At 50.7% G+C, this 23,196-nt stretch carries 23 protein-coding genes; 8 read left to right on the top strand and 15 right to left on the bottom strand.

Translation table 11 applies throughout. From position 1 onward, the window contains the following. The first annotated feature begins 501 nt into the window (after window positions 1-501). The 4 genes from McpCs1_RS02860 (at window position 502) to McpCs1_RS02845 (ending at window position 3,963) form a co-directional block, all read left to right on the top strand. Window positions 502-1,575 (top strand): DMT family transporter, encoded by a 1,074-nt coding sequence (locus McpCs1_RS02860; protein ID WP_338095750.1) that lies wholly within the window; start codon window positions 502-504, stop codon window positions 1,573-1,575. A 164-nt stretch (window positions 1,576-1,739) separates the two neighbouring features. Continuing rightward, window positions 1,740-2,324, top strand: coding sequence for a LytS/YhcK type 5TM receptor domain-containing protein (locus McpCs1_RS02855; RefSeq protein WP_338095749.1), 585 nt, complete (start codon window positions 1,740-1,742; stop codon window positions 2,322-2,324). 92 nt (window positions 2,325-2,416) lie between these two features. Further along, window positions 2,417-2,833: a 6,7-dimethyl-8-ribityllumazine synthase gene (ribH, locus tag McpCs1_RS02850; protein WP_338095748.1), complete on the top strand. Its 417-nt coding sequence runs from the start codon at window positions 2,417-2,419 to the stop codon at window positions 2,831-2,833. Beyond that, window positions 2,833-3,963 (top strand): pyridoxal phosphate-dependent aminotransferase, encoded by a 1,131-nt coding sequence (locus McpCs1_RS02845; RefSeq protein WP_338095747.1) that lies wholly within the window; start codon window positions 2,833-2,835, stop codon window positions 3,961-3,963. Before ribH ends, McpCs1_RS02845 begins: the two co-directional genes overlap by 1 nt. A 265-nt stretch (window positions 3,964-4,228) precedes the next feature. Here the strand turns inward: McpCs1_RS02845 and McpCs1_RS02840 are convergent, their stop codons facing one another. From McpCs1_RS02840 to McpCs1_RS02805, 8 genes are all read right to left on the bottom strand, one after another. Further along, on the bottom strand, window positions 4,229-4,801 hold the full coding sequence (locus McpCs1_RS02840; RefSeq protein ID WP_338095746.1) for an acetate uptake transporter: 573 nt from the start codon (window positions 4,799-4,801) through the stop codon (window positions 4,229-4,231). 267 nt (window positions 4,802-5,068) lie between these two features. Further along, on the bottom strand, window positions 5,069-6,211 hold the full coding sequence (locus tag McpCs1_RS02835) for a nitrogenase component 1 (RefSeq protein ID WP_338095745.1): 1,143 nt from the start codon (window positions 6,209-6,211) through the stop codon (window positions 5,069-5,071). Then, complete coding sequence (locus McpCs1_RS02830) at window positions 6,204-7,265, bottom strand: nitrogenase component 1 (RefSeq protein WP_338095744.1); 1,062 nt, start codon at window positions 7,263-7,265, stop codon at window positions 6,204-6,206. Before McpCs1_RS02830 ends, McpCs1_RS02835 begins: the two co-directional genes overlap by 8 nt. After that, window positions 7,231-8,037, bottom strand: a complete 807-nt coding sequence (gene cfbC, locus McpCs1_RS02825; protein WP_338095743.1) for a Ni-sirohydrochlorin a,c-diamide reductive cyclase ATP-dependent reductase subunit — start codon at window positions 8,035-8,037, stop codon at window positions 7,231-7,233. The genes McpCs1_RS02830 and cfbC overlap by 35 nt, the downstream gene beginning before the upstream one ends. A 66-nt stretch (window positions 8,038-8,103) precedes the next feature. Beyond that, window positions 8,104-9,588: a TrkH family potassium uptake protein gene (locus tag McpCs1_RS02820; protein ID WP_338095742.1), complete on the bottom strand. Its 1,485-nt coding sequence runs from the start codon at window positions 9,586-9,588 to the stop codon at window positions 8,104-8,106. A gap of 249 nt (window positions 9,589-9,837) precedes the next feature. Then, the gene (locus tag McpCs1_RS02815; protein ID WP_338095741.1) at window positions 9,838-10,221 is read right to left on the bottom strand and encodes a desulfoferrodoxin; all 384 of its coding nucleotides are present in this window, start codon (window positions 10,219-10,221) and stop codon (window positions 9,838-9,840) included. Window positions 10,222-10,290: 69 nt separating this feature from the next. Next, on the bottom strand, window positions 10,291-11,475 hold the full coding sequence (locus McpCs1_RS02810; RefSeq protein ID WP_338095740.1) for an FprA family A-type flavoprotein: 1,185 nt from the start codon (window positions 11,473-11,475) through the stop codon (window positions 10,291-10,293). Between the two features lie 6 nt (window positions 11,476-11,481). Next, window positions 11,482-11,637: a rubredoxin gene (locus tag McpCs1_RS02805; RefSeq protein ID WP_338093410.1), complete on the bottom strand. Its 156-nt coding sequence runs from the start codon at window positions 11,635-11,637 to the stop codon at window positions 11,482-11,484. A 357-nt stretch (window positions 11,638-11,994) separates the two neighbouring features. Here McpCs1_RS02805 and McpCs1_RS02800 point away from each other — a divergent pair, with 357 nt between their 5' ends. From McpCs1_RS02800 to McpCs1_RS02790, 3 genes are all read left to right on the top strand, one after another. Beyond that, complete coding sequence (locus tag McpCs1_RS02800; protein WP_338095739.1) at window positions 11,995-13,218, top strand: MFS transporter; 1,224 nt, start codon at window positions 11,995-11,997, stop codon at window positions 13,216-13,218. A gap of 334 nt (window positions 13,219-13,552) precedes the next feature. Beyond that, window positions 13,553-14,227 carry a hypothetical protein gene (locus McpCs1_RS02795; protein WP_338095738.1) on the top strand — a complete coding sequence of 225 codons (675 nt, stop codon included), beginning with the start codon at window positions 13,553-13,555 and terminating at the stop codon, window positions 14,225-14,227. 111 nt (window positions 14,228-14,338) lie between these two features. After that, window positions 14,339-14,605, top strand: a complete 267-nt coding sequence (locus tag McpCs1_RS02790) for a hypothetical protein (protein WP_338095737.1) — start codon at window positions 14,339-14,341, stop codon at window positions 14,603-14,605. A 65-nt stretch (window positions 14,606-14,670) separates the two neighbouring features. On the opposite strand, the gene McpCs1_RS02785 is transcribed toward McpCs1_RS02790, so the two are convergent. From McpCs1_RS02785 to McpCs1_RS02770, 4 genes are read right to left on the bottom strand one after another with little or no spacing between them, the layout of a single operon-like run. Beyond that, window positions 14,671-15,546: an ABC transporter ATP-binding protein gene (locus tag McpCs1_RS02785; RefSeq protein ID WP_338095736.1), complete on the bottom strand. Its 876-nt coding sequence runs from the start codon at window positions 15,544-15,546 to the stop codon at window positions 14,671-14,673. Window positions 15,547-15,557: 11 nt separating this feature from the next. Then, entirely contained in the window at window positions 15,558-16,622 is a 1,065-nt protein-coding gene (locus tag McpCs1_RS02780) for a FecCD family ABC transporter permease (protein WP_338095735.1), read from the bottom strand. Window positions 16,623-16,630: 8 nt separating this feature from the next. Then, entirely contained in the window at window positions 16,631-17,767 is a 1,137-nt protein-coding gene (locus tag McpCs1_RS02775) for an iron ABC transporter substrate-binding protein (RefSeq protein WP_338095734.1), read from the bottom strand. Between the two features lie 6 nt (window positions 17,768-17,773). Beyond that, a complete protein-coding gene (locus tag McpCs1_RS02770) occupies window positions 17,774-18,895 on the bottom strand; it encodes an ABC transporter substrate-binding protein (protein ID WP_338095733.1) in 1,122 nt (373 codons plus the stop codon). 145 nt (window positions 18,896-19,040) lie between these two features. Here McpCs1_RS02770 and McpCs1_RS02765 point away from each other — a divergent pair, with 145 nt between their 5' ends. Beyond that, the gene (locus tag McpCs1_RS02765; RefSeq protein ID WP_338095732.1) at window positions 19,041-19,634 is read left to right on the top strand and encodes an FmdE family protein; all 594 of its coding nucleotides are present in this window, start codon (window positions 19,041-19,043) and stop codon (window positions 19,632-19,634) included. Between the two features lie 36 nt (window positions 19,635-19,670). Here McpCs1_RS02765 and McpCs1_RS02760 read toward each other — a convergent pair whose 3' ends face one another. From McpCs1_RS02760 to McpCs1_RS02750, 3 genes are all read right to left on the bottom strand, one after another. Further along, window positions 19,671-20,402, bottom strand: coding sequence for a pentapeptide repeat-containing protein (locus tag McpCs1_RS02760; RefSeq protein ID WP_338095731.1), 732 nt, complete (start codon window positions 20,400-20,402; stop codon window positions 19,671-19,673). 59 nt (window positions 20,403-20,461) lie between these two features. After that, window positions 20,462-21,637, bottom strand: coding sequence for an FAD-dependent oxidoreductase (locus McpCs1_RS02755; RefSeq protein ID WP_338095730.1), 1,176 nt, complete (start codon window positions 21,635-21,637; stop codon window positions 20,462-20,464). 255 nt (window positions 21,638-21,892) lie between these two features. Next, window positions 21,893-22,936 (bottom strand): AI-2E family transporter, encoded by a 1,044-nt coding sequence (locus McpCs1_RS02750; protein WP_338095729.1) that lies wholly within the window; start codon window positions 22,934-22,936, stop codon window positions 21,893-21,895. Window positions 22,937-23,196 lie beyond the last annotated feature (260 nt).

Raw genomic sequence — 23,196 nt, 5'->3', positions numbered from 1 at the left:
TGTAGGTGGTCTCGTTTGGAGTAACCACGGAACACACTGAACACACGGAATTTCACGGAAAAAACACAGAATACCGCTTCGCTTACGGAAAACACGGAAAGCCTAAGTGTACGGGTATTGGTATATGTCACCGTTTTGAGATGCCAACTTCCTTAGTCTTTCCGTGTTTTCCGTAAGCGAAGCGGTATTCTGTGTTTTTTCCGTGAAATTCCGTGTGTTCAGTGTGTTCCGTGGTTACTCCAAACGAGACCACCTACAAAAAATTCTTTTTCCTTATGCTAGTTCATACCGCGTAACTCCTAAATAATTATTCTCCTTCAGTGTTGTTCACGTCTGCTCCGTGATGTTTTTTTGTAAAGTTCCGTGTGGTCCGTTTTTCCTGCGAAGCAGTGAGCAGGCCGGAGGCATGCTAATCGTGGGCGGAGCTACGACAAAAATACAAATTCCGGTTCTAACACAGAATTATATGGACCTACCAAGAAAACTACTACTCTCAAACATATGCGAAACTCCATAAACCCACGACATGCGGCGATCGGCTTTGCCGTTCTCGCAGCAGTGCTCTACGGCATCAGCTCGCCCGCAGCAAAGCTGCTGCTCGAAAGCATTCCTCCGGCACTTCTTGCATCACTGCTGTATCTCGGGGCAGGAATCGGCATGTTCGCGGTAAGTCTTCTCCAGTCCTCACGAAACAAGACACGTCGGGAGGCACCGCTCGGAAAAAAAGATCTGCCGTATGTTATCGGCATGATTCTGCTTGACATTGCAGCGCCGGTTCTTCTGATGTTCGGACTCACCATGACGACTGCTGCAAACGCCTCGCTTCTCAACAACTTTGAGATCGTCACAACAGCTCTCGTTGCATTTTTTGTCTTCCGCGAGTCTATCGACCGGAGACTTGGCATTGCGATCATTCTGATTGTCTTTGCAAGCATCCTTCTCACCGTAGAGGATGCGGGAAGCCTTGCATTCTCGCAAGGATCAATTCTTGTACTGCTTGCCTGCGTCGCCTGGGGATTTGAGAACAACTGCACACGAATGCTTTCGCTCAAAGATCCGGTAGAGATTGTGGTTATCAAAGGATTTGGTGCCGGAACCGGAGCACTGATCCTCGCGTTCTTCGCGGGCGAAGCAATCTTTGGCAGCATGGGAAGTGTGCTTGCCGCACTGCTGCTTGGATTTTTTGCCTACGGTCTGTCGATCTACTTCTATGTTCTTGCCCAGAGAACTCTCGGCGCTGCACAGACCAGTGCATTTTACGCGGTCGCCCCCTTCATCGGTGTTGCCCTCTCCTTTGCCATATTCGGAACTGATCTCACACTCTCGTTTGCGGTGGCGACGGTAATCATGATCCTTGGAGCCTACTTTGCTGCGACCGGCGGCCATCATCACCGACATACACATGCTGTTGTCACGCATGAACACCGCCACAGCCATGACGACGAACATCATACCCACACGCACGACCCCCCTGTCGCTGACGAGCATTCGCACACGCACACGCATGAGGATCAGAGTCATGATCATCCCCACACACCAGACCTGCATCACCGGCACGGGCATGAGCGCGAGTGATTAAAGTACAATTATTCTTTTTTGCGGCGATTTGCGCATGAGTTCTCGGATATTTTTCGAGCGAGAGTGTTAGATTATCTAAAAATGACACAAATAACCGTCATCATCAAATACTGATAGATGGATAGATAGTAAGTACAATGACGGATGTTGTGGTGGATTTTATGACTCTGATTGGTTTCAACCTCGGGTTTGCAGCACTATTAGGTATTGCCCTTGGAAGAAGCGGACTTCTGGATAATATGAAAGGGGATTTTACCGACTGGATTAGATACTCGATCGGTATTGTGCTGTTTGGTATAATGTCACTCGTAGGATCGATTGCGAGTATTCAGTATGAAGGTGCGATGCTGAATGTCCGTGACGGCGGTCCTATCTATGGCGGTCTCTGGTTTGGACCTATCATTGGTATTGGTGCAGCAATTATTGGCTCGGTATACCGATTCAGCCTCGGTGGTGCAACGGTTATTCCATGCTGTCTCGCAACTATCATCGCCGGTGTGGTAAGCGGAATTATCTGGTACTTCTACCGTGAAAAGATCACGGTCGTAATCGCAACGCTGATTGCTGTTGGGCTGAGTATTGTTCACATCGTACTACTCATCCTCCTCACCCCAAACAATTTCGGCTGGTATCTTGTCTCAGAAACTCCGACGGGCATCGGTATTCTTATTCTGGTTCCTCTCTCAGTGCTGATTTTTTCCTGGTGCTACCAGAGATCAAAACAGGCAGTGGCAAAGAAGCAGTAAAATAAATATAAATCACCACAACTCATTTTTGGGTTGACACTTTTTTGTGAACCACTATATACTTTTGCGACAGAATTGTACAGAGATTACTCATGATCGATCAATCAGTCAGACTCGGATTTGTTGTCGCAGAATTCAACCGCGATCTTACCTATATGATGGAGATGGAAGCAGAGGAACACGCAAAATTCCTCGGAGCAACAGTGAGCGACCGGCTCTATGTTCCGGGAGTGTACGACATGCCGCTTGCCATTCGCAAACTCCTGAAAAAATCCGATATCGACGCGGTGATAACAATCGGATGTGTGATTGAAGGCGCAACCGATCATGATCAGATTGTGGTTCAGCATGCAGCACGAAAGATCATCGATCTCTCCCTTGAGTTTGACAAGCCAGTCGCCCTCGGAATCTCCGGACCCGGCATGACCAGACTTGAGGCTACGGAGAGAGTTGAGTACGGCAAGCGTGCTGTTGAGTCTGCGGTGAAGATGGTCCGGAGACTTGCGTAATGAGACAGCTCTCGGAGACGATAGCGGGAGTTGCGCCGTCGGCTACGATGGCTATGAGCAACCGGACAAAGGAGATGATCGCATCAGGCATTGATGTGATCGGTCTTGCGGTGGGAGAACCTGACTTTGCAACGCCGGCACATATCACGCAGGCGGCAATTGATGCACTGAACCGCGGCGAGACGCATTATGCGCCGTCACGGGGAATTCCCGAACTGACAAATGCAGTCGCTGACAAGCTGAAGAACGAGAACCATATCCCTGCAACCCAGAAGCAGATCATGGTGACTGCGGGAGCAAAGGATGCTATCCGCATCACGATGATGGCGATGCTGAACAAAGGGGACGAGGTCGTGGTTATTGATCCGTCCTGGGTTTCGTATGAGCCGTGCGTGCAGATTGCAGGCGGACGCGCTGTTCACTACTCGCTGAATGCTGATTTTCAGGTGGACGAGTCGATCTACGAGGTTATAACCGATAAGACCAAGATGATCATTGTAAACTCTCCGTCGAATCCGACCGGATCGGTTCTCGGCAGATCATCACTGAGGTTGATTGCAGATGCGTGCATGGATCATGATCTGTTCTGTCTGTCTGATGAGATTTATGAGAAACTCGTCTACGGCAAAGAGCATGTTTCGATCGCAACAGTGGGCGACATGCATGAGAGAACGATTACGATCAACGGATTTTCGAAGGCCTATGCGATGACCGGATGGCGGCTCGGCTATCTTGCGGCTCCGCTTGATGTGATCCCTGCAATGGACAAGGTCATGCAGCACTCGGTCGGCTGCGTGAACACGTTTGCGATGTGGGGCGGTGTTGCCGCACTGCAAGGCGATCAGTCTTGTGTTGAGGAGATGAGAAAGGAGTTTGAACGCCGCAAGAAGTTTGTGATCGGCAGACTTGCAGGAATGGGTCTCAGGACGGCTCCAGCTGAGGGAGCGTTCTATGCGTTCATCAATGTCGGCGGCGATGATGTGGCGACTGCGAACCTGTGGCTTGACAAGGCGCATGTTGCTCCAACACCGGGAACGGCTTTTGGTGCTCCGGGCTGGCTCCGCATTTCGTATGCAGCTTCGATGGAGCGGCTCGAAGAGGCAATGAACAGAATCGAGTCAGTGATGTAAGATATTTTCGCGGCGGTTTTTACTGCCGCAGACTTTTTTGTTTGACATCGCTCCGCCCACGGAAAAACGGAGCACACAGAAAAACATCACGGAGCAGACGTGAACAACACGGAACTTTGAATTTTTAAAACACAAGATGCCCTCCCATGATTTATCTCGATAGATTTCCGTGGTGTTCACGTCTTCTCCGTGATGTTTTTTTTTCTGTGAAACTCTGTGTGTTCCGATTTTCCGTGGGCGGAGCTACGAACAACGCAAAAAAAAGTTAGAGTTTGAGTTTTTTGCATCCATGGATGCCGTTGATCAGATCCGCGGTGCCGATGTAGTAGGCACATGCTCCGGCAACCACGCCAAGGAAGCCGCCGAACACTTTCACTGACATAAGGCCGGTGAAGTCAGCAGCTGCGAGGCAGATGAAGACGGCACAGACGAGCCAGAGTGTTACAGGGAGAACAATTCCTTTGCCGGTTGCGGCCAAGGCAACGGTTGCGGTAAAGATTGCCCAGAGTACAAGATGGCATCCCATGGCAACTGGTGTCGCGGATTCTCCCAGACCCATTGCAGGAAGGACGGCTGAAAGTGCGAACACCAGCCAGAACATGCCGAACGAGGTGAAGACAACCATGCCGAAGATGTTGCCGCCCCGCCATTCCAGAAGGCCTGCGAGAAACTGTGCCAGACCGCCAAAGAGGAATGCAAGACCGATGATCACAGTGTTCATTTCGAAAACGCCGATGTTGCATAAGCTCAGCATAATCGTGGTAAATGCAAATCCGAACAGACCGATTGGTGCCGGGTTGATCGTCTTTGCGACATTCGTGGAAATACTTTCAGTCATGTGTCGAAATATGCATTGATTTCAGAGCTATAAATTGCTGGCGGTCGAAAATGATGAATCGTTATAAATAGAGAATATAGATCATAGAAAGATCTTATTTCGCGCGGAATGTGAGCAAATAAGAAATTACATGAATATATTTTTATAATGATATTCGTAAATGCGAATGGCGAAATTAAAAAATATTTAGTGTTTCTCTGGATTGAGAGGAGTGCATAAAAATAAGCAATTTTAGTAATTTCTCAAAAATCGCCATTGGCGATTTTTTTATTCGCGGGATTCGCGTTTTAAATTCGCATGCATATTCATCAGGGCATTCAGTGCCCCTTCCGTCAGTTTAAGACCGCCCTCAACTCCTGCAAGAGGGCGGGCCGCAATTGAGATGCGGCTGCGGTCAGGCGGGGTGATTCCGAAGAATGCCGCTGTCCTGCAGGCGGCTGCTTCAAACGTTGAGCCGAGAATCAGATCAGGCTCAGCTGACGCAACAGCGGTGTTGATCTCTACAGAGTTCACGGAACAGGGAACACGGCCCAAACCTTGGTCACGTGCAAACACGACCGGGACGTCGGATCCGAAGTAGCGCTCCATCATAGTCTTGGCAAAGGCCGCGTAGCTTTCCTGCGCAGCAACCGCCACGACCGGAGGATTGTATTTTCGCAGATACTTGTCACAGGAGTAGTATATCTGATCCTCAGCACGTGCCCACTCAGTGAGGACTGCGTCCGTGTCAGCATCAGGATACTGTTCCTGAAGTTTTGCAACAGTATCCGGAATGTCTAAAAACAGCATGCTGCCAAGATTGTCCCCGACACCGGAAGCGTACGAAGAGTTGGCAGAGACCGTGAAGAGGGATGCTCCGGCACGGAGATTTGCATAACTGTCACGGCAGAAACGCACCGTGACTGGAATTTTCAGCAATCCAAGCAGACGCTCGGTCTCATGCAGATTGCCGCGCCAGAAAATATCCAGCAGATTGATGCCGTCGATGTTCACGCCTGGCCGCTCTGTAGAGCAGGAGGGAGCAAGAGCGGCGAACGCTTTTGCAGCTCCTGCTTCAACATTTCCTGAGAAGCCCGGGGCGTCAACAAAAATTGCCGAGCCGCTGGCGAATGCAGTCTTCAGATCTTCACCGGTCAGTGCCGGAACACAGGTGTTCACCACCGCAACCGGCCTGCCGGTTGCAGCGACCTCAGACACCACCTCATGCAGCCGGTCAATGGTGCCGAATACAATCTCTGACTCCAGCAGATAGGTGCTGAACAAGGGAACCTTCAGCAGCGACTTCGGATAGTAGTAGCAGCCGGACGAGCCGTGAATGATCACGCAGAGATCAGGAAAACCGGCAAGAGTTGCCGCAGCACCGGTCATTGCACACGGCCAGACCGGATTGGTGCATCCTCCGTCAGCCATTGTTCACCGCCCGACGCCAGAGATAGAGCATCTTCTCAACACCAGCAGCACCAACCGGAAGATAAAACGGCAGTTTGACGGGAAACCCGGACTCGCTCTCCTGCATCGAGAGCCTCTCCATCGCCTCGCGGGCAACCGCAGACGTTCCGGCAAACGGTTCCGCACCAAGACAGATTGTTTTTTTGGTGAGTCCTGAAAATTTTTTCAGCATCTGATCCTGATACAGAAGTTCATCCTGCACTGCTGACGCAATTTTTTCTTCAGGGATGCTGCATGCATGGCCAACATTTTTCAAAAAATCAATGCAGCCGGAAAGTCCGCCGGGAAACTCAGGGATGACCGGTCGTTTGAACCGCTCACCAATCGCTTCGGCCGCGGGCCGGCATCGGTCATCACGCAGAATAAAACACTCCGCAGTTCCAAGATGCATAAGGGTCGCAGCATCACATCCCCGACAGAACCTGACCGTCACCCGAAGGCCGAGACGGGCAAGCAGGCGTTCGACCTCGGCATAATTCTGATCAGCTTCAGACTCAAGATTTTTTTCGCCGATAAGGGCAACCGTTCCCGGAACCGCTTGGGAGAGCGGAACGCATGATGCAAGAGCAGTGAGAACAGCATTCTCCCCGTCCTTGGCACTTCCTCCAAGAAATCCGGATGTCGGCACATAAATTATTTTGTCAGCAGACGGATGGCGGCTGCAGACCGCACCGCAGTCATCACCGATCGTCTCCGGCACGCAGGAGGTCACAACAAAAATCAGATCAGGGTTCAGTGCCGCCGCACGGTCGAGGGCTGCGGTCAGGCAGTCCTCGCCGCCGAAGATCACCTCACGGTCCCCGATTCCTGAAACGATGATCTCAGGAATTTGGGACACATCGCAGTCATTCATCATCGCATGCAGCATCGAAAAGGTCTGGTGCACGCAGCCCTCGGGAGCATGGACGACAGCTACTGCTCCCGGAATAAAACAGGCGACAGACAGGGCACCGGTTAAGGTGCATCCTGCCATTCGTGATTCATAGATATGCCCTGGCAAGTTTTTCCAGTTCATCAAGATCGAGGGCTGTGGGGATACGTAAGTCATCGTTTGCGAGAATGGTTCCGGCAAGTCTGCGGTAGACATCTGCCTGCGGCGATGTCGGGGCATGTTCAATCACGGTCATCTGGTTGACTTCGGCAGCCTGAACTGCTTTGTCGCGGGGAACAAACTCAACCATTTTTGATCCGATCCGCTTCGCAAATTCGGCGACAAGCTCTCGTTCATTATCCATATTTTTCGAGTTGCAGATGACGCCGCCAAGCCGGCATCTTGCGGTGCTTCGTTGTGAAAGGCGGGCAATTGCCTTGCAGATATTGTTTGCCGCATACAGACTCATTAGTTCACCGCTCGTTACCAGATAGACCTCCTGTGCATAGCCATCACGCATCGGCATTGCAAATCCTCCGCAGACGACATCGCCCAGCACATCGTAGACCACCACGTCTCCGTGCAGGGCTTTCATTTTTTCGAGCAGCTGAAACGTTGCAATGATGCCGCGGCCGGCACAGCCGATACCGGGCTCAGGCCCTCCTGCCTCCACGCACCGCACTCCGCCAAAACCGGTGAAGATGACGTCGTCCATCTCAAGATCCTTTCGCTCGTACATCTGTTCGAGTACGGTAGGAATCCAGCGGCCGTGCATCAGCATTCTGGTGCTGTCATGTTTGGGATCGCATCCGATCTGCATGACGTCCAGACCCTTCTCCGCAAACGCAGCCGAAAGGTTTGCGGATGTGGTGGATTTTCCGATACCTCCCTTGCCATAGAGGGCTATCTGTCTCATTCGTTACTCTATTGGCCTGCATGCCACATATATTTTGACTTGTGACAATCTGCCTTTCTTAGAAGATTACTTGCGGGACGGACCATTTCTGCTGTGCCACTCAAATCCGCGGAATATTCCCCAGATGAGAATGATCACCGGAATAATTTCCAGTCTGCCAATCCACATCGCAAGATAGAGAATGACTTTCGCATACTCAGGCATATCAGGACCGATAGCGCCGCTGGTGCTGCCGTTGTTGCCGACGCAGCTGAACACATCGTACATGGTTCCAATGACATCTTTAGAGAAGTAGGGATCATGCAGAAGGATGATGAGCACGACCACTATCATGAGGATGTAGAGGAGAATAAGCAGCAGGGATTTTGCGATCAGCATGTCAGCTTCTTTGCTTGCGATCGATCTGCCATTGTGACGCATGGGGATGTACGCCCTGGGGCTGACGATGGTTTTTCTGAACCACCAGATCATTGCTTCGAACATGACCTGAATGCGGTCGAGCTTGATACCTCCGGAGGTACTGCCGGTTCCTCCTTCAATGACGACGAAGACTGCCAAGAACAGAATCGTTGCAGCACCCCAGCCTGCCATGGTGGTGTTCTGGAATCCGGTCGAACTGATTCCGCTTCCTGCCATGAAGAGTCCTTCGCGAGCGGCTTCGGTGAGGGAGAATCCGCTGAAGTAGAGGTCAAGGGTGAGGACGGTGGAGACGAACAGGAACACCGCAATCATGAGATGAAGGATGCGGTCGGAAAGGACGTCTTTGAGTGAGCCCTGGGTGTAGAGGACATAATAAAGTCGGAACGGCAGGGCTCCGGCGAGCATGATCGGAATTAATACCATCTCAAGACCGATGTTGTTGAAGTGGGAGATTCCGTCCGCGTAAATTGATAAACCTCCGGTTGAGATGGCAGAAAATCCTACATTGACTGCGTCCCACATATCAAGGCCTGTGGCCATGATGGCAAGGACGGAGATGATGGTGAGGACGAAATAAATCTTCCACATCTGAAAGGCCGTGGCAATTACACTCGGCATGAAGGCTTCCGAGTGGCCTTCGGAGCGGTAGAGGCCGCGGGTGATGAGGCCGGAGCGGCTGGCAACGGTGAGGGTGAATGCGATGATGCCGAGACCTCCGACCCACTGCATGAACGAGCGCCAGACGAGCAGTGTTCTCGGCCACTCCTCGATGTGGGGGGCGAAGGTGAATCCGGTGCCGGTCCATGCTGACATGGACTCAAAGGAGGCGTCAAGAAAACTCATGCCAGTGATCATGAACGGTATGCATCCGATCGAACTGACAAAGACCCATATGAGAGCGGTCGCTGCAATGGAGAGACTGTTGCGTGCGGGTTTGTTGCCTTTGGGGAGGAAACGCAGAAAGATTCCTATTGCAAAGAACAGGAGGGTGGCCTGAAGAATTGCACCAAGGGCATGCCACTCCTGATAGTAAACTCCGATGACGATCGGCAGGAGAGTTGCAACACCCAGTAGGAAAAATACTGCTCCCAGATCGCGCCCGACGCTGGCAAGTTCGCGGATGAGACCCATGTGATATATGATGATCTAATCTGCGGAAATATAATGGTAGGGTATTGTGCCCTGTACTTTTCCGGTTTTTTTCATATATTCGGTTTCGCGTTCCAGCCCACGGAAAAACGGAACACACGGAGCGGTAAGCAGGCCGAAACGACTCCTGAAAGGAGGAGTTAAACACGACGGGACGGCGTGTGTAAGGCATGCGTCTCGTTTTTCCGTGGGCGGAGCTACGACGTAATAGGCAACAAAAAAAATAGGAAGTTATTCAGTTTTTGCCCAGAGGCCGTGTTTGTTGCAGTATTCGCAGGCTTTGACTGCCTTTGCGGTGGTCTTGACGGTGATCTCGGGGTTCTCTCCCGGGAAAAGGAATTTTTCATGAACGATGCCATCGTCGGTCTTGAGGGCTACCCAGGTGATGTAGTGGTCTGCGTCCATCGGGTGGGGGACAGAACCTACTGCTACTTTGTATCCGCCGTCGGTTTTGGTGATGACCGGTACGTGCTTTTCCTGAGCTGCGTCGGTGGTGTTCTCAACGAGTTTGTGCATTGCTTCACCGCAGCAGATGAGCTGACCTGCTCCTTTGCCGATGATTTTCACGGTGTTTCCGCAGATGTTGCACTTGTAGATCTCACTTACTTCTGTCATGATTGTTATGTTTGCGAGAAAACAATATATACGTGAGTATCGGGGTAAGATGTTCGAAAAAAAGGGATTTTAGAGGGTTTTATGGTGTTCTTGAATGGCATTTGCCATTTCATGGAGCGCGGTAATTGCAGTCTCCTCGGGCTGACCTCTGATGTATACCGGCTCAAGCATTTTAGCGCTTAAGGGTGAGAGCATCTCTCCAAGGTAGTTGACTGCGTTGGTACCCCAGCCGTAAGAGCCGATGAACGCGATCTGTTGTACTTTGGGCCGGAGGGCACGGATGAGGTAGGCGGCGTTGACCGCTACCGGGTGCGGGCCGAAGAGTACGGTGGGCGTTGCAATGACGATTGTTGCAGCGTCTACAATGGCGCTGCCAAGTACGCCGGTGTCGGTCTCCAGAAGATTGTACTGCTGTACTGGAATACCGCGCTGAACAAGGTCGTCGACAAGGAACTTTGTCATGAGCTCGGTGCTTCCATGCATGGAGACGTAAGCTACGATGACAAGGTTCTTCGGGGAGTCGCCTGACCAGTTGCGGTAGAGGTCGATAATTTTCGCCGACATTCTGAGAACTGGGCCATGGCTCGGACCGATGATCTTTGGCGCAATTTCATCGATGAGTTTGAGGTGTTCCTGCACTGAAGAGCGGAACGGCATCATGATTGCTGCATAGTAGCGCTTTGCTGCTTCAAGATAGTCAGGACTTTCATCGTCCTGATAGAGCGTTGGCGCTGCATAGTGCGTGCCGAGGAAGTCGGTGGTGAAGAGTACTTTGTCTTCGACGACTTCGGTGAACATGGTGTCGGGCCAGTGGACCCAGGGTGCGAGGTAGAACTTCAGGGTTTTGTCGCCGAGCGAGAGGGTATCTCGGTCGCCGATGACGATGAAGCGTTCCTCAACTTCTTCGAGATGATGCATTGCCAAAAGGAGACCCTTGCAGGTTTCGTTGGTGACAACTTTTGCACTGGGGAAAATTTCAAGCAGCAGAGGCAGGAGACCTGAGTGGTCCTGCTCGGCATGGTCGATGACGATGTAGTCAAGCGAGTGCTGGTCCAGACGCATGAGGTTGGTGATGAAGTCTGCCTCGTCGTTGGGTTTGCAGGTGTCGATCAATGCGGTTTTTTCGCTGCCTTTTACGAGGTAGGCGTTGTAGCTGCTCCCCCGTGGAGTTGGCATGATTGCGTCAAAGTACCGCAGATCCCAGTCGATTGTTCCAACCGAGTAGATCCGGTCAGCAATCTCACGCGTTGCCATCGAGTATTACACCTTTTTGAACTGGGTTTTGGGTGCGCCGCAGACCGGGCATTTCCAGGTGTCAGGAAGTTTTTCAAACGAAGTTCCGGCAGGGTACATGATGCCTGCTCCTTTTTCCGGGTCATATACATATCCGCAGATTGTGCAACGGTATTTGTCCATTTTTAACTTTCCTTCCTTATAATTAAGGCATACTACTATTGGGAATGATTATTTATATTTTGTTGGGATATGGCAGGTTGGAAATTCTGCTGAGTGATACCACAAATAGATTTAGCCGGATTTGTTTTCTGGAAATATTTCTGGAGAGAAGAAAGTTGGTGAGCGATGAGCGCGATCTCGCTTGGGGTAACCACGGAAAGCCACCTACAAAGTATCTCTAAAAACAAAAATCATATTTTTACACGAAAAATTTCGTCTCAGTGAAGTCAGGAACATTTCAGATGTCACAGAAAAACATCCTCTGCGGATTTGATTTTAATCTCAGACAGCCAATATGTAGATCTGGTAAGAGGCTTTATGGACGAGAGTGCTGGCCAAAAGATCCGGGGAGTTATTTTCGGGCATTTTCTGATCGATATTTACACACCGATTCTGGCGCTGATTTTGCCGCTGCTGATTGCAGGGATGGGACTGAGCTATTTCCTTGCAGGCATGATTGTGACGGTGTTTAATGTGACGTCATCGGTGTCCCAGCCGTTTGTAGGCTGGTACGGGGACAAGACCGGATGGCGGGCAAGTGTGCCGCTGTGTCTGGTGATTGGCAGTGTGGGTGTCAGTCTGACGGCGATTACGGGAAATTATGTTCTGATACTGTTTCTTGCAGCGGGAGCTGCTATCGGCCACGCACTGTTTCATCCGGCGGCGATGGATATTATGTACCGCTTGAGTCCTCCGGCAAAGCGGGGATTATATAATTCGATATTTACGACGAGCGGGAGCATCGGGTATGCGGTCGGGCCGCTGATTGCAGGTATTCTGATTGTGGTCGGCGGTCTTCCGGCGGTTGCATGGCTGATGATCCCCGGGATTCTCGGGGCGACATGGATGTACCGGAACAACCGCAGGTCCCGCAATAAGTCTGATGCCGGTGCAAAGGCGAAGATTGCTCAGACGAATGCGAGTGAAACGGTTCTTCGCAAGCGGTTCTGGTGGGTGCCGGCAGGGCTGGTTGTTTCGATTTGTTCGCTTCGTGCATGGGCATATCTCGGCGTTATTACGTACCTGCCGACTCTACTGATTCTTGGTCATCATGGAATGGATATGTTTACTGCGTCTGCGATTGTTACGGTGATGCTGTTCTTCGGTGTTGCAGGGCAGGTTGTGGGCGGGTATATGTCGGACCGGTTTGGGAGAAAGGAGATGCTGGTGCTTGGTCTTGCGTGTGCAATTCCGTTCTTCTGTCTGATATTTTCGACGAACGAGGTGCTGATGTATCTGGGCGTGATGATGTATGCGTTCTTTGCATCGTCCTGTTATGTGATGTCGGTGACGATGACGCAGGATCTGCTGCCCGGCAATGTGGGGTTCGCGTCAGGGCTGACTCTCGGGTTTTCGATGGGGGTCGGAGGTATTGGGGCCGCACTGATCGGATGGGCAGCTGATGTGCTTGGGTCTTTGTCAAGTGCGATGTTTCTGCTGATAGTGCCGATTATTCTGTGTCCGATTCTGGCACTGCTGATCAAGTATCCGCTGAAGAGTCTGGCACGGGGACATGACATAGGAACTGGTGAAGATACATAATATTAGACTTCCACAGTGTGATTATTCCAAACGAGGCCAAAGACAGAAAAATCAGGCAATGAAACTCGTCACTTCATCACTCCCCTTAAAAAAAACAAACTCTCATTTTTAGTACACTGTACTGTACTTCAAACAGTACTTCACTAATTTTCCCCGCCCCATTTTTTGCCCCCCCTCACAAATCAGAACATATTTATACTTCCCCCGTGATTTTTTCATGGTAAATTGGGCTTCCTCCTCATCTAATAGAAAAATAGTTCTTCGTTCAATCGATTGCAGTAGACTTGTTGTTTCATCTTTGGATCGTTATCTGTATCTGTCGATCCAAGGTTCCTTGGATCAAACCACCATCTTGACAGCTGCTGTGGGAACTGCATCTCAATGTCTGTCTTTACATTCACTTGGAACTGTTGTACAAACCTGCCCCTGTGAGACCTCGCTGAGGCATCATCTTTCCAAACTATCTTTGTTTTCCCTCGAATCTCTCAATCATTGGATACTCTTTCATTCCTGCTCACTCCTTCTCATCCCTGGCCGAAAATATCAGTTTGCTATTGATCTCACCAATGATCCTTACTACGGAAAAATAGACGAACAGAACAAAGACTACATAATCCTGGGCCAGAAAAAGAAATCGACAAAGAAATTTTATACCTACGTCTCCCTCTACAGCATGGTACGAGGAGAGCGCGTAACATTTGCCGTCTTTCCTGTCAAAGTTGGGGAGAAAACAGTTGATTTGGTAAAAAAATGTATTCAGGTCTTAAGAGAGCATTTTCTTAAGGTGGAAGTGCTGTGTCTGGATAGGGGATTTTATGCAGTGGATGTTTTTTCTTATCTTCAATCAGAACAAATTCCATATATTGTTCCGGTAAAAAAGCAAAGTAAACAAATGGTTGCTCTTCTGAATCGGGAAGTCCCTGGATTTACACCATATTCAATTGGAAAAAGAAAAAAACGTGTTGAGACAATCATTGCAATAGATGTGAGGAGGGGAAGAGTTGATTAAAATAAAGACAAAATAGATGTAAAAACATTTGTTGTCTTCAAATTCAGAGGTAGCCCAAGAAAAATTAGGAAAACATATTATTCGAGATTTTCTATTGAAGCATCGTATAGATTGAGGAATCAGGTTAAAATAAAAACCACCACAAAATCACCAACCCTGAGATATTTTTATGCACTTATTGCATTTGTTCTGAAAAACGTTTGGGTGGTAATTCAAAGAAGATATTTTTCAGTTAGGGATAATAGAGTGATTGTGGAGGAAAATAAGTTCAGATTTCAACAATTTAAAATAATGGTTTGGGATGCGATAAGGGAGAGATTCCAACCAATAACAGAGATATACATTCGGGATGGATGGAATGATGAAGCGAATAATTAGCGAAGTACTGTTTGAAGTACAGTACATAGTAGTAGTAGTAGTAAGAAAAAAATATTTTTCAAAAATTACCGCGGAACGACCATCGGCAGACCCTTATGCATCACAATATCCACCGCAATACCATACACCGCCTCAATCACATCAGCAGTCACACCGGACCGGTCGCACGCCGCATACACCATACCATCCTTCATAAACAAAAACCGGTCCGCAAACCGCAACGCAAGATTCAGATCATGCATCGTCATAACAGTTGCCACATTATGATGATCCACCACATCCCGGATGACCCCGAGAATAGCCATCTGCCGACACAGATCCAGAGCCGACGTCGGCTCATCCAGCAGAAGAACAGACGGCTCCTGCACAATCGCACGACAGATACACACCCGCTGAAGCTCACCCCCCGACAGCTCATCAATAGAGCGGAGCTGCATCTCCGACAAACCAAGACGGGACAGCGCCCGCTCAACAATCGCATAATCCCGCTCACTCACCCGCAACCCAAGATGCGGCTTTCGCCCGAGAAGCACCGTATCAAACACACTCATCTTCGCAGAATCATTCCGCTGCGCAACATACCCCACATTTCGCGCAATCTCAGGGCCAGACATTCTCATCAGATCCTTCTCCTCCAGAAGAACCGTGCCCGTCTTTGGCGTAAGAATCAGATTCATACACTTCAGAAGCGTCGACTTCCCCACACCATTCGGTCCGAGAATCGCAAGAATCTCTCCGCGTGCAACCCCTATCGAAACATCCGCAAGAACCGGATCGCTCCGGTACTCAAAGCTCACCCCCGCAACCTGAAGGATAGCCCTGCCCGGCACAGCTCCGTGGTGCTCGTGCGGGCAGTCATGCGAGTGATCATGCGTATGCATGTAGCCCTCCACATGCGAATGCGGATGCACATGATGCCCCTCATGAGTTCCATGCTCCAAAGACTCCTCCTTCACATCCGCCGCCCCCGAATAATAAGATACAGAAACACCGGAGCTCCAAGAAACGCGGTCAGCACCGCAACCGGCAGAACATGCGGCGCAATAATTGTCCGGGCAACCGTATCAGACACCAGCAGAAGAACCGCACCGCAGACAAAACTTCCCGGAATCAAAAACCGATGATCATCACCGATCAGCCGACGCACAATATGCGGACAGACCAGCCCCACAAAACCGATCACCCCAAGAAACGCCACCACAACCGCACTGATAACTGACGCTGCAATCATCCCAACCAGCCGCGTCCGCTCAACATTCACCCCGAGACCGCGTGCCGTCTCATCACCCGCATCGATCGCATTGTAGTCCCAGCGTTTAAACAAAATGTAGCCAAACGCCGCAGCAACCACCACCGCCATAATCCCAAGCTCGGTCCAGCTTGAACGCGACACATCCCCAAACTGCCAGAACACAATCGACGCAAGCTTCGTATCGTCCACAAAGTACTGAATCGCCATCAGTCCCGCACTAAAAAGCGAACTTATCGCAACGCCCGCAAGAACCATCGTCTCAGGAGTCGCCGACCGCATCCTGGCAATCAGAAGAATAATCACCGTCGTCAGCATGCTGAAAATAAATGCACAGAGTGTTGTCAGATACGGATTGTTCACCACCACCGCATCAGCAATACTGCTGCCGGTCGTTCCCGCACCAAACAGCAGAATACCGATCGCAGCACCAAACGCCGCAGCGTTTGAGAGGCCCAGCGTAAAAGGAGATGCAAGAGGATTGCGGAGAATCGACTGCATCGCAACGCCCGCAATCGCAAGACCGGCTCCCGCAACGATTGCCGTCAGCGCCTGCGGGATTCGGATGTTCCAGATGATTCGCTCAAACAGTCCGGTTCCCTGCCCGCCGAGCAGTGTTCCGAGAATATCAGGGATCGGAATCGAGACCGCACCAACCGACACCGACACAAAAAACATGATCACGGTGAAGGCAACGCCAAAAAGAATCAGCGCAATTTTTCGTGCGACATATGCCCGGTACTGTCCGGACGAAGTTTCAGTGTCCATGGCAGCTCTCACAACAGAGGAATCTCCAGCTTCGTGAACGACAGGTTCCGGACGTTTGCATTCAGCTGTGAGTAGACCGGCGCACCGACAACGAATTCATAGATCTCATCAGCCTTTACTGCCGGATCAATATCTGCGAACCGGTCAGGGTACAGAACCTTTCCGATATAGTACGCGTCCGCAAGAATTGTTTCATAGTTTGCACCCATCGACGTATGGGGCAGAACCGCATACACCTCGCCCGAACGCACAGCCTTCATCGAGTTGTAGGAAGGATCAGTCGAGAGTTCCACAATCGATCCTCCGCCCGCAGCGGTCAGGGTTGCAAGGTCCACAAACACAATGTCAGGATCCCAGGCAAGAATCTGCTCCTTCGCGATCTTTGCATTCTCGGTTGTACCGACTCCGGTGTCGGTTCCCGCAGCAGCATTCACCGCATGAAGATACCGGAACGGCAGATAGTTCGGCTGGGTCGAATAAAAACCATGCGAGCCCGAGTATGCGACGCCGCCCACATACAGCAGCGGTTTTTCTGCATCCGAAACATCCTTCGTCCGGTTGTTCAGATCACCCTCAATCTCTGCAAAGTAGTCAAGAATATCTTCTGCACGCTGCTCCTTGCCGAGAACTTTTCCTAAGAGCCTGAGGTTTGTTGCAAACTCCTCAGGCTTTGTCCCGGGATCATACTGCGAGTACAACACCACCGGAATACCGGTCTTCGCCGTCAGTTCATCTGCCTCACCCGCAAGATCAGCCCCGCTCGAACTCTTCAGAATCAGATCAGGGCTTGCCGCAAGAAGCAGCTCTGGATCGACCTGGCCCTTCACGGTTCCGAGAACCGGAAGAGTGCGGAGTCCCGGGTTTGCAAGGCCGTAAGGCCGGAGGTCGGTCGAAGACGTAGTCTTCCCATCCTGACTGTCCACCGCAACAACGCGGTCAAGAGCGCCAAGATAGGCAACAAGCCGCGTGGATCCCGAACCCGACACCGCAATTCTCTGCGGGTCCGCAGGGATAACAACCTCGCGGCCGGCAGCATCAGTCACCGTGACGGTGGCATCCGAATTATCAGGATTGCTGATACATCCCGCAGAAAAACAGACCGCAAGTATCGCTACAAGAACCAAAAAGAAAAAAAGATGCTTCATCTGCATCTACACCGCCACTTTCTGATACGACATGTTCTGCACATTCGCTTTCAGCTGTGAGTACACCGGAGCACCGACAACGAATTCGTAAATCTCATCAGCCTTTGCTGATGGATCAATATCAGAAAACTGCTCAGGGTACAGAATTTTTCCGATATAGTACGCGTTTGCAAGGCTTGTCTCATGATTCACGTTCATCGACGTGTGAGGATTTACCGCATACACCTCGCCGTTCTTCACCGCAGACAGCCCCTGATACGCTGCATCACTGCCGAACTCGGCAACTGCCCCGCCTTCTGCTGCGGTAAGCGTTCCAAGATCCACAAAGATCATGTCAGGGTCCCAGGCAAGAATCTGCTCCTTCGCAACTTTTGCGTAACCTGTCTGGCTCACTTCGCCAATATCTGAGGCAACATTTTTTGCACCAAGCAGAGTGAACGCCAGATAATTCGGATCGGTCCCGTCAGCTCCGTGAGCTCCGTTGTAGGAAATTCCACAGACATACACCGTCGGTTTTCCCGCGTCCGGCACGTCCGCAACGCGGCCTTTCAGATCCTCTTCAACCCCGTTAAAGTACGCGACTATCTCATCAGCACGTTTCTCGGTGTGCAGAATTTTCCCGAGCATCCGCAAAGTCTCACGGATCTGATCACCTTTGGTGACATAGTCGCCGACATAAAACATCACCACAGGAATACCGGTCTTTTCCGTGATCATGTTGGCGGTCGCAACGTTTGAGCTGCTGGCGCCCCCCATAAACAGAACCTCTGCACCTGATGCGAGAAGTTTCTCATTGTCAACGACAGCCATTGCAGAACCAATCTCGGAACGATTTTTGATCTCAGGGTTTGCAAGCAGATAGGGTCTCAACTCGTTTGGACGAGTGAAGAGGGCGCTGTCCTGATAATCAACCGCAACAATGCGGTCAAGGCTCACATCCAGATACACAAAGTACCGCATCGAACCTGATCCGGAAACCGCGATTTTTTGCGGATTGTCAGGCAGAGTAACCTCGCGACCGAACGCATCAATCACCGTGATAGTGCCAGCACCATCACTACCCTCAGGAGAAGAGACACAACCTGCACTTATGCAGAAAAGAGAGAGGAAGACACAAACAAGAAACACAGATAATATTTTTTTGCTCACAAACATGTTATCAAAATACTATTTTTTCATACTGAGTAATAAATTTATGCAAGAACACTCGCCAAACATACGGACGTATTTTCATATCAATACTATTAATAGGAAAAAGGACGACTATGTTGCTATGAAAGATTACTCGGATGCCGTAGCATTCCACGGTCACTCCTGCGGCGGGCTCGCCGTCGGATACAAAGCCTGCGAACTTGCCGCAAAGGAACTGGGCCTCGACTTCTCTGAGGATGAAGAGATCGTGGCAATTGCTGAGACCGACTCCTGCACGGTTGATGCAGTTCAGGTAATACTCGGCTGCACCGCAGGCAAAGGAAATCTCTTCGTCAACAACTGGGGAAAAACTGCGTTTTCGTTCTACCGCCGCGACAACAACACCTCCATCCGGCTTGTTGCAATCCCTGATGCAATTCCGAAGAATGCGGGAATGGTTGCTCTTCGGCCAAAGATCATGGGCGGCTTGGCAACCCCTGCCGAACAGGAAGAGTTCCACCGATTCGCCCATGAACATGTGGATCAGATTCTTGCAACGCCTGCTGAACAACTCTTCGAGATCAAACAAGTGCAGCAGCCGTGTCCAGAGGAGGCAAACATCTACAACAATGTTGTCTGTTCGGTCTGCGGTGAACAGGTTGCAGACGGTCTGGCAAAACTGGTGGACGGAAAATACATCTGCGTGCCCTGCCAGAAAAATAATTTTTTTCGTTAAGAGACTTTGATTAATCGTGGGCGGAGCTATGATGAATTAAAACAGCGCCCTATCCTTCTTCGCGCCCGCAAGATTCGCACCGCCAAGCTCCGCATGCCGCAGATCAGCATCGCACAAATCAGCCTGCCACAGATCAGCACCTTCCAGATGCACATGCAAAAGATTCGCACCGTATAGCTTCACATGCCGGAGATCCGAACCCTCAAGATGCGCATAACACAAAACCGCCCCGCTCAGATCAAGATTGCGGAGAGACGCCTCCTCCAGATGTGCTCCGTACATCCGAATATCGTTCCCATCCTTGGAAAGCTCCTTCTGATACCAGTCATTCCAGAGAGCAATATTTCCTGACTCAGCAGCTGACCGCAGAAGAGAAGCCTGGTCTGCATCGTACTTGATCTTTCCTGCCCCGTCATACACCGCAGCATCAGGATTTGCTCCCGACAGCTCTGCTCCGCCAAGGAATGCACGCCACAGATTCGTACCCGAAAGATTCGCGTTCGCAAGATTCGCACGCTTCAGATACGAATACGAAAGATCCGCACCCTGCAGCTGGGCATACCGCAGATCCGCACCCTCCAAATACCAGTACGCAAGATCCGCACCGGCAAGGTGCGCCCCGTAGGAATCCGTACTCCGCAGATACTGGGTCTTTGCAAGATCCTCCGCATACCAGCCGTTCCACTCCGCAAAATCCATCGCTTCTGAACAGCGGCGAAGCATCTCGTATTGATCCTGATCAAATCGCGTACGGCGTCGTGGCGGCATGGGAACAAACCTCCTTTGATATTCTTATGTATGGGTCCCTATAAGAACCTGTCCCCCTCTCACAAACTACGCTTCTTCAGATACGAATACGCAGCAAGAGACGCCTTAATCCCTTCACCAGCAGCAACACCGACCTGCTTGCTCTCAACTGACGTCGCGTCGCCGGCAGCAAACAGACCCGGAACATTCGTCCGGCAGTTCTCATCCACAACAATCTCGCCTGACGCATTCATCGCAACCTGACCCTTGAACACCGCCGTGTTCGGTGTAAGACCAAGGCCGAGGAACAAACCATCGATTGCAAGCGACCTCACATTCTGCATATCAGAAGCCAGGGCAATATCAACAGACCGAACCGTTTTGTCCCCGTGAAGCGCCGTGATAACTGAACCGGTCTCAATAACCACATTTTTCCGCGTCCTCAGCCGGTCCACCGACAACTCATCAGCCTTCAGAGCACTGCGGGAAATGAGTGTCACCTTGGCAGCAACATCGCTCAGCTCAAGAGCCATATCAACCGCCGTGTTTCCGCCGCCGTAGACCGCAACCTCCTTTCCCTTAAACAGAGGACCGTCACAGGTCGTACAGATGGAAACCCCTCGCCCGAAGTACTCCTCCTCGCCCAGAGCTCCGCTCAGACGCGGCGATCTGCCGAGTGCAGCAATCACCGCATCAGCAGTAAACGTTCTGCCCGAAAGCGTCTCAATCAAAAACTTTTCGTCTGACTTAGAAAATCCGGTCACCACATCATCAAAGATAACACCGCCGTACGACTCGGCCTGATCCACAAACAGATTCATCAGCGACTCCCCGCTAATCTGATAAAATCCCGGATAGTTCTCAATCTCCGAACTCCTGGCAGCCATTCCCCCGCGTGCCCCGCCGATCACCAGCGTCTCAATCTCCTTTCGCCCGGCATACATCGCAGCAGAAAGCCCTGCAGCACCCGACCCGACAATGATCAGCTCATGATCATCAGGAATATGTCCGGTCTTATCAATCGAAAGCAGCGGCTCGATCTTCCGGCGGTCAAACCCGACAACAACCTCGCCGTCGATCACAATTACCGGCACCCCGCGCTGACCGGTAAGATCAATCATCTCCCGTGCGGCATCAACGTCCTTGCCGACATCAACTGAACGGTAAGAAATTCCTTTTTCATCAAGCCACTGCTTCAGATTATTGCAGTGAGGACAGTTTTTTGTGGAATATATGGTAATATCATGAGCGCTCATGACCAAATCTATGACGTGGATAAATTAAAAGAGTGGGATTGCGACAGTTTATCCATAGCCGCCCACGGAAAAAAACATCACGGAGCAGACAAGAATAATATGAAAATAGATTATTTTAGAATTCCGTGCTGTTCACGTCTGCTCCGTGATGTTTTTTTCCGTAGAATTTCCGTGTGGTCAGTGTGCTCCGTGGGCGGAGCTACGATATACGGCGAACGTTAGTTGCCAACAAACAAACTTAACCGCACAAAAAAATTACTCGGAAACAGAATCAGTCACTTCCGACTGAACCTGCTTTTCCTTTCGTGCCTCTTTGATAAAGATCTCATAGCCGGTCATTGTTAAAACCAAAAGAACCGGGCCGAGGACAAAACCCAAAAGTCCCATCACCATAGCACCGCCGAAGAATCCGACAAACATCAGCATCGGCCGGATCTCCACCTTTCGTCCGGTAAGTCGCGGCCTAAGAACAATATCCGTCACCACACAGAGCAGGAAGTATCCGATCGTACAGATAAGAACAACACCGCGCCAGTCACCGATCGCAAGCGAGTACAGACCCACAAACACCAGAACCATGATCGGGCCGAGGAACGGAATTAACGCAAACACCGCACACAGCATCGCGTAAAACATCTCGTGACCGTAACCGAGCATAAGGAAAAATCCGTACGCAAGGAAGAACGTCAGCACCGCAAGGAAGACATGCACGACATAAAGTGCGTAGAGAATATCCCTGGTCTTTACAGACATCAGACCCATGTTGCCCTTCGAGGACTCCGGAATAACCGACCAGAGGTCGCGCCAGATCCGGTCGCCCAGAACGATGAAACAGTAGAGCAGGGCAAAGAAGAGAATGATATCAATAATCAGGGCAGGAACAAACCCTGCGAACCCGACAACGAGTTTGGGAAACGCTGCCGTAAGCATCGAAGTAAATGCATCAACAAGCCCTCCCGCATCATGACTTCCTCCTACATGACCAAGAATCAGGAAAATCTTGTCTATGATTGTTTTCAGCATGAAAACAAGATACTCCAGGTCCGACAACAGAACAACAATCACTCCAATACCGACACCGACAACTCCTGCCGTGATGCCGGTGGAAATAAATCCGGCAGAAACCCAGTCAGGAACCTTCTGACTAAGCCATCTATGCAGCGGCATGCAGACCACAGCTATCGATAAGGAAAAGACGGCAATGAAAAGATAGTCGCGGGCAAGAATAAGGGTGAGGAGAAAAATTGCGGCAATAACAATGAGACTGAAATGATCCCGTGCAAAAGCGCCAATATTCATTGGTTAATACATCGGTCGCCGAGGTGATAAACTCACGGAAGCGCGGGGATGATTTTGTTGTCCACGATTCGCATGCCTTCCACACGCCGTTCTGCCGTGTTCGCTGCTCCGCCCACGGAAAAGCGGAATACACGGAGCTTCACAGAAAAAAACATCACGGAGCAGACGGGAACACCACGGAAATATATTCGAGATAAATCGCGGGCAGGCATTTTGTGTTTTAAAAATTCAAAGTTCCGTGATGTTCACGTCTGCTCCGT

The organism is Methanorbis rubei, from assembly GCF_032714495.1.
GTDB lineage: Archaea > Halobacteriota > Methanomicrobia > Methanomicrobiales > Methanocorpusculaceae > Methanocorpusculum > Methanocorpusculum rubei.
Note: the sequence above shows the minus strand (reverse complement) of the source record. Positions and strands in the feature narration are given on the sequence as shown.

What these genes read in the sequence shown, in the direction of transcription:
- McpCs1_RS02830 (WP_338095744.1), bottom strand. Translation starts at nt 7,265, where the DNA reads ATGAACTGGAAAAACTTGCCAGGGCATATCTATGAATCACGAATGGCA.
- McpCs1_RS02840 (WP_338095746.1), bottom strand. Translation starts at nt 4,801, where the DNA reads ATGACTGAAAGTATTTCCACGAATGTCGCAAAGACGATCAACCCGGCA.
- McpCs1_RS02815 (WP_338095741.1), bottom strand. Translation starts at nt 10,221, where the DNA reads ATGACAGAAGTAAGTGAGATCTACAAGTGCAACATCTGCGGAAACACC.
- McpCs1_RS02855 (WP_338095749.1), top strand. Translation starts at nt 1,740, where the DNA reads ATGACTCTGATTGGTTTCAACCTCGGGTTTGCAGCACTATTAGGTATT.
- McpCs1_RS02800 (WP_338095739.1), top strand. Translation starts at nt 11,995, where the DNA reads ATGGACGAGAGTGCTGGCCAAAAGATCCGGGGAGTTATTTTCGGGCAT.
- McpCs1_RS02860 (WP_338095750.1), top strand. Translation starts at nt 502, where the DNA reads ATGCGAAACTCCATAAACCCACGACATGCGGCGATCGGCTTTGCCGTT.
- McpCs1_RS02780 (WP_338095735.1), bottom strand. Translation starts at nt 16,622, where the DNA reads ATGGACACTGAAACTTCGTCCGGACAGTACCGGGCATATGTCGCACGA.
- McpCs1_RS02835 (WP_338095745.1), bottom strand. Translation starts at nt 6,211, where the DNA reads ATGGCTGACGGAGGATGCACCAATCCGGTCTGGCCGTGTGCAATGACC.
- McpCs1_RS02820 (WP_338095742.1), bottom strand. Translation starts at nt 9,588, where the DNA reads ATGGGTCTCATCCGCGAACTTGCCAGCGTCGGGCGCGATCTGGGAGCA.
- McpCs1_RS02750 (WP_338095729.1), bottom strand. Translation starts at nt 22,936, where the DNA reads ATGAATATTGGCGCTTTTGCACGGGATCATTTCAGTCTCATTGTTATT.
- McpCs1_RS02810 (WP_338095740.1), bottom strand. Translation starts at nt 11,475, where the DNA reads ATGGCAACGCGTGAGATTGCTGACCGGATCTACTCGGTTGGAACAATC.
- ribH (WP_338095748.1), top strand. Translation starts at nt 2,417, where the DNA reads ATGATCGATCAATCAGTCAGACTCGGATTTGTTGTCGCAGAATTCAAC.
- McpCs1_RS02845 (WP_338095747.1), top strand. Translation starts at nt 2,833, where the DNA reads ATGAGACAGCTCTCGGAGACGATAGCGGGAGTTGCGCCGTCGGCTACG.
- McpCs1_RS02755 (WP_338095730.1), bottom strand. Translation starts at nt 21,637, where the DNA reads ATGAGCGCTCATGATATTACCATATATTCCACAAAAAACTGTCCTCAC.
- McpCs1_RS02775 (WP_338095734.1), bottom strand. Translation starts at nt 17,767, where the DNA reads ATGAAGCATCTTTTTTTCTTTTTGGTTCTTGTAGCGATACTTGCGGTC.
- McpCs1_RS02765 (WP_338095732.1), top strand. Translation starts at nt 19,041, where the DNA reads ATGAAAGATTACTCGGATGCCGTAGCATTCCACGGTCACTCCTGCGGC.
- cfbC (WP_338095743.1), bottom strand. Translation starts at nt 8,037, where the DNA reads ATGAGACAGATAGCCCTCTATGGCAAGGGAGGTATCGGAAAATCCACC.
- McpCs1_RS02805 (WP_338093410.1), bottom strand. Translation starts at nt 11,637, where the DNA reads ATGGACAAATACCGTTGCACAATCTGCGGATATGTATATGACCCGGAA.
- McpCs1_RS02760 (WP_338095731.1), bottom strand. Translation starts at nt 20,402, where the DNA reads ATGCCGCCACGACGCCGTACGCGATTTGATCAGGATCAATACGAGATG.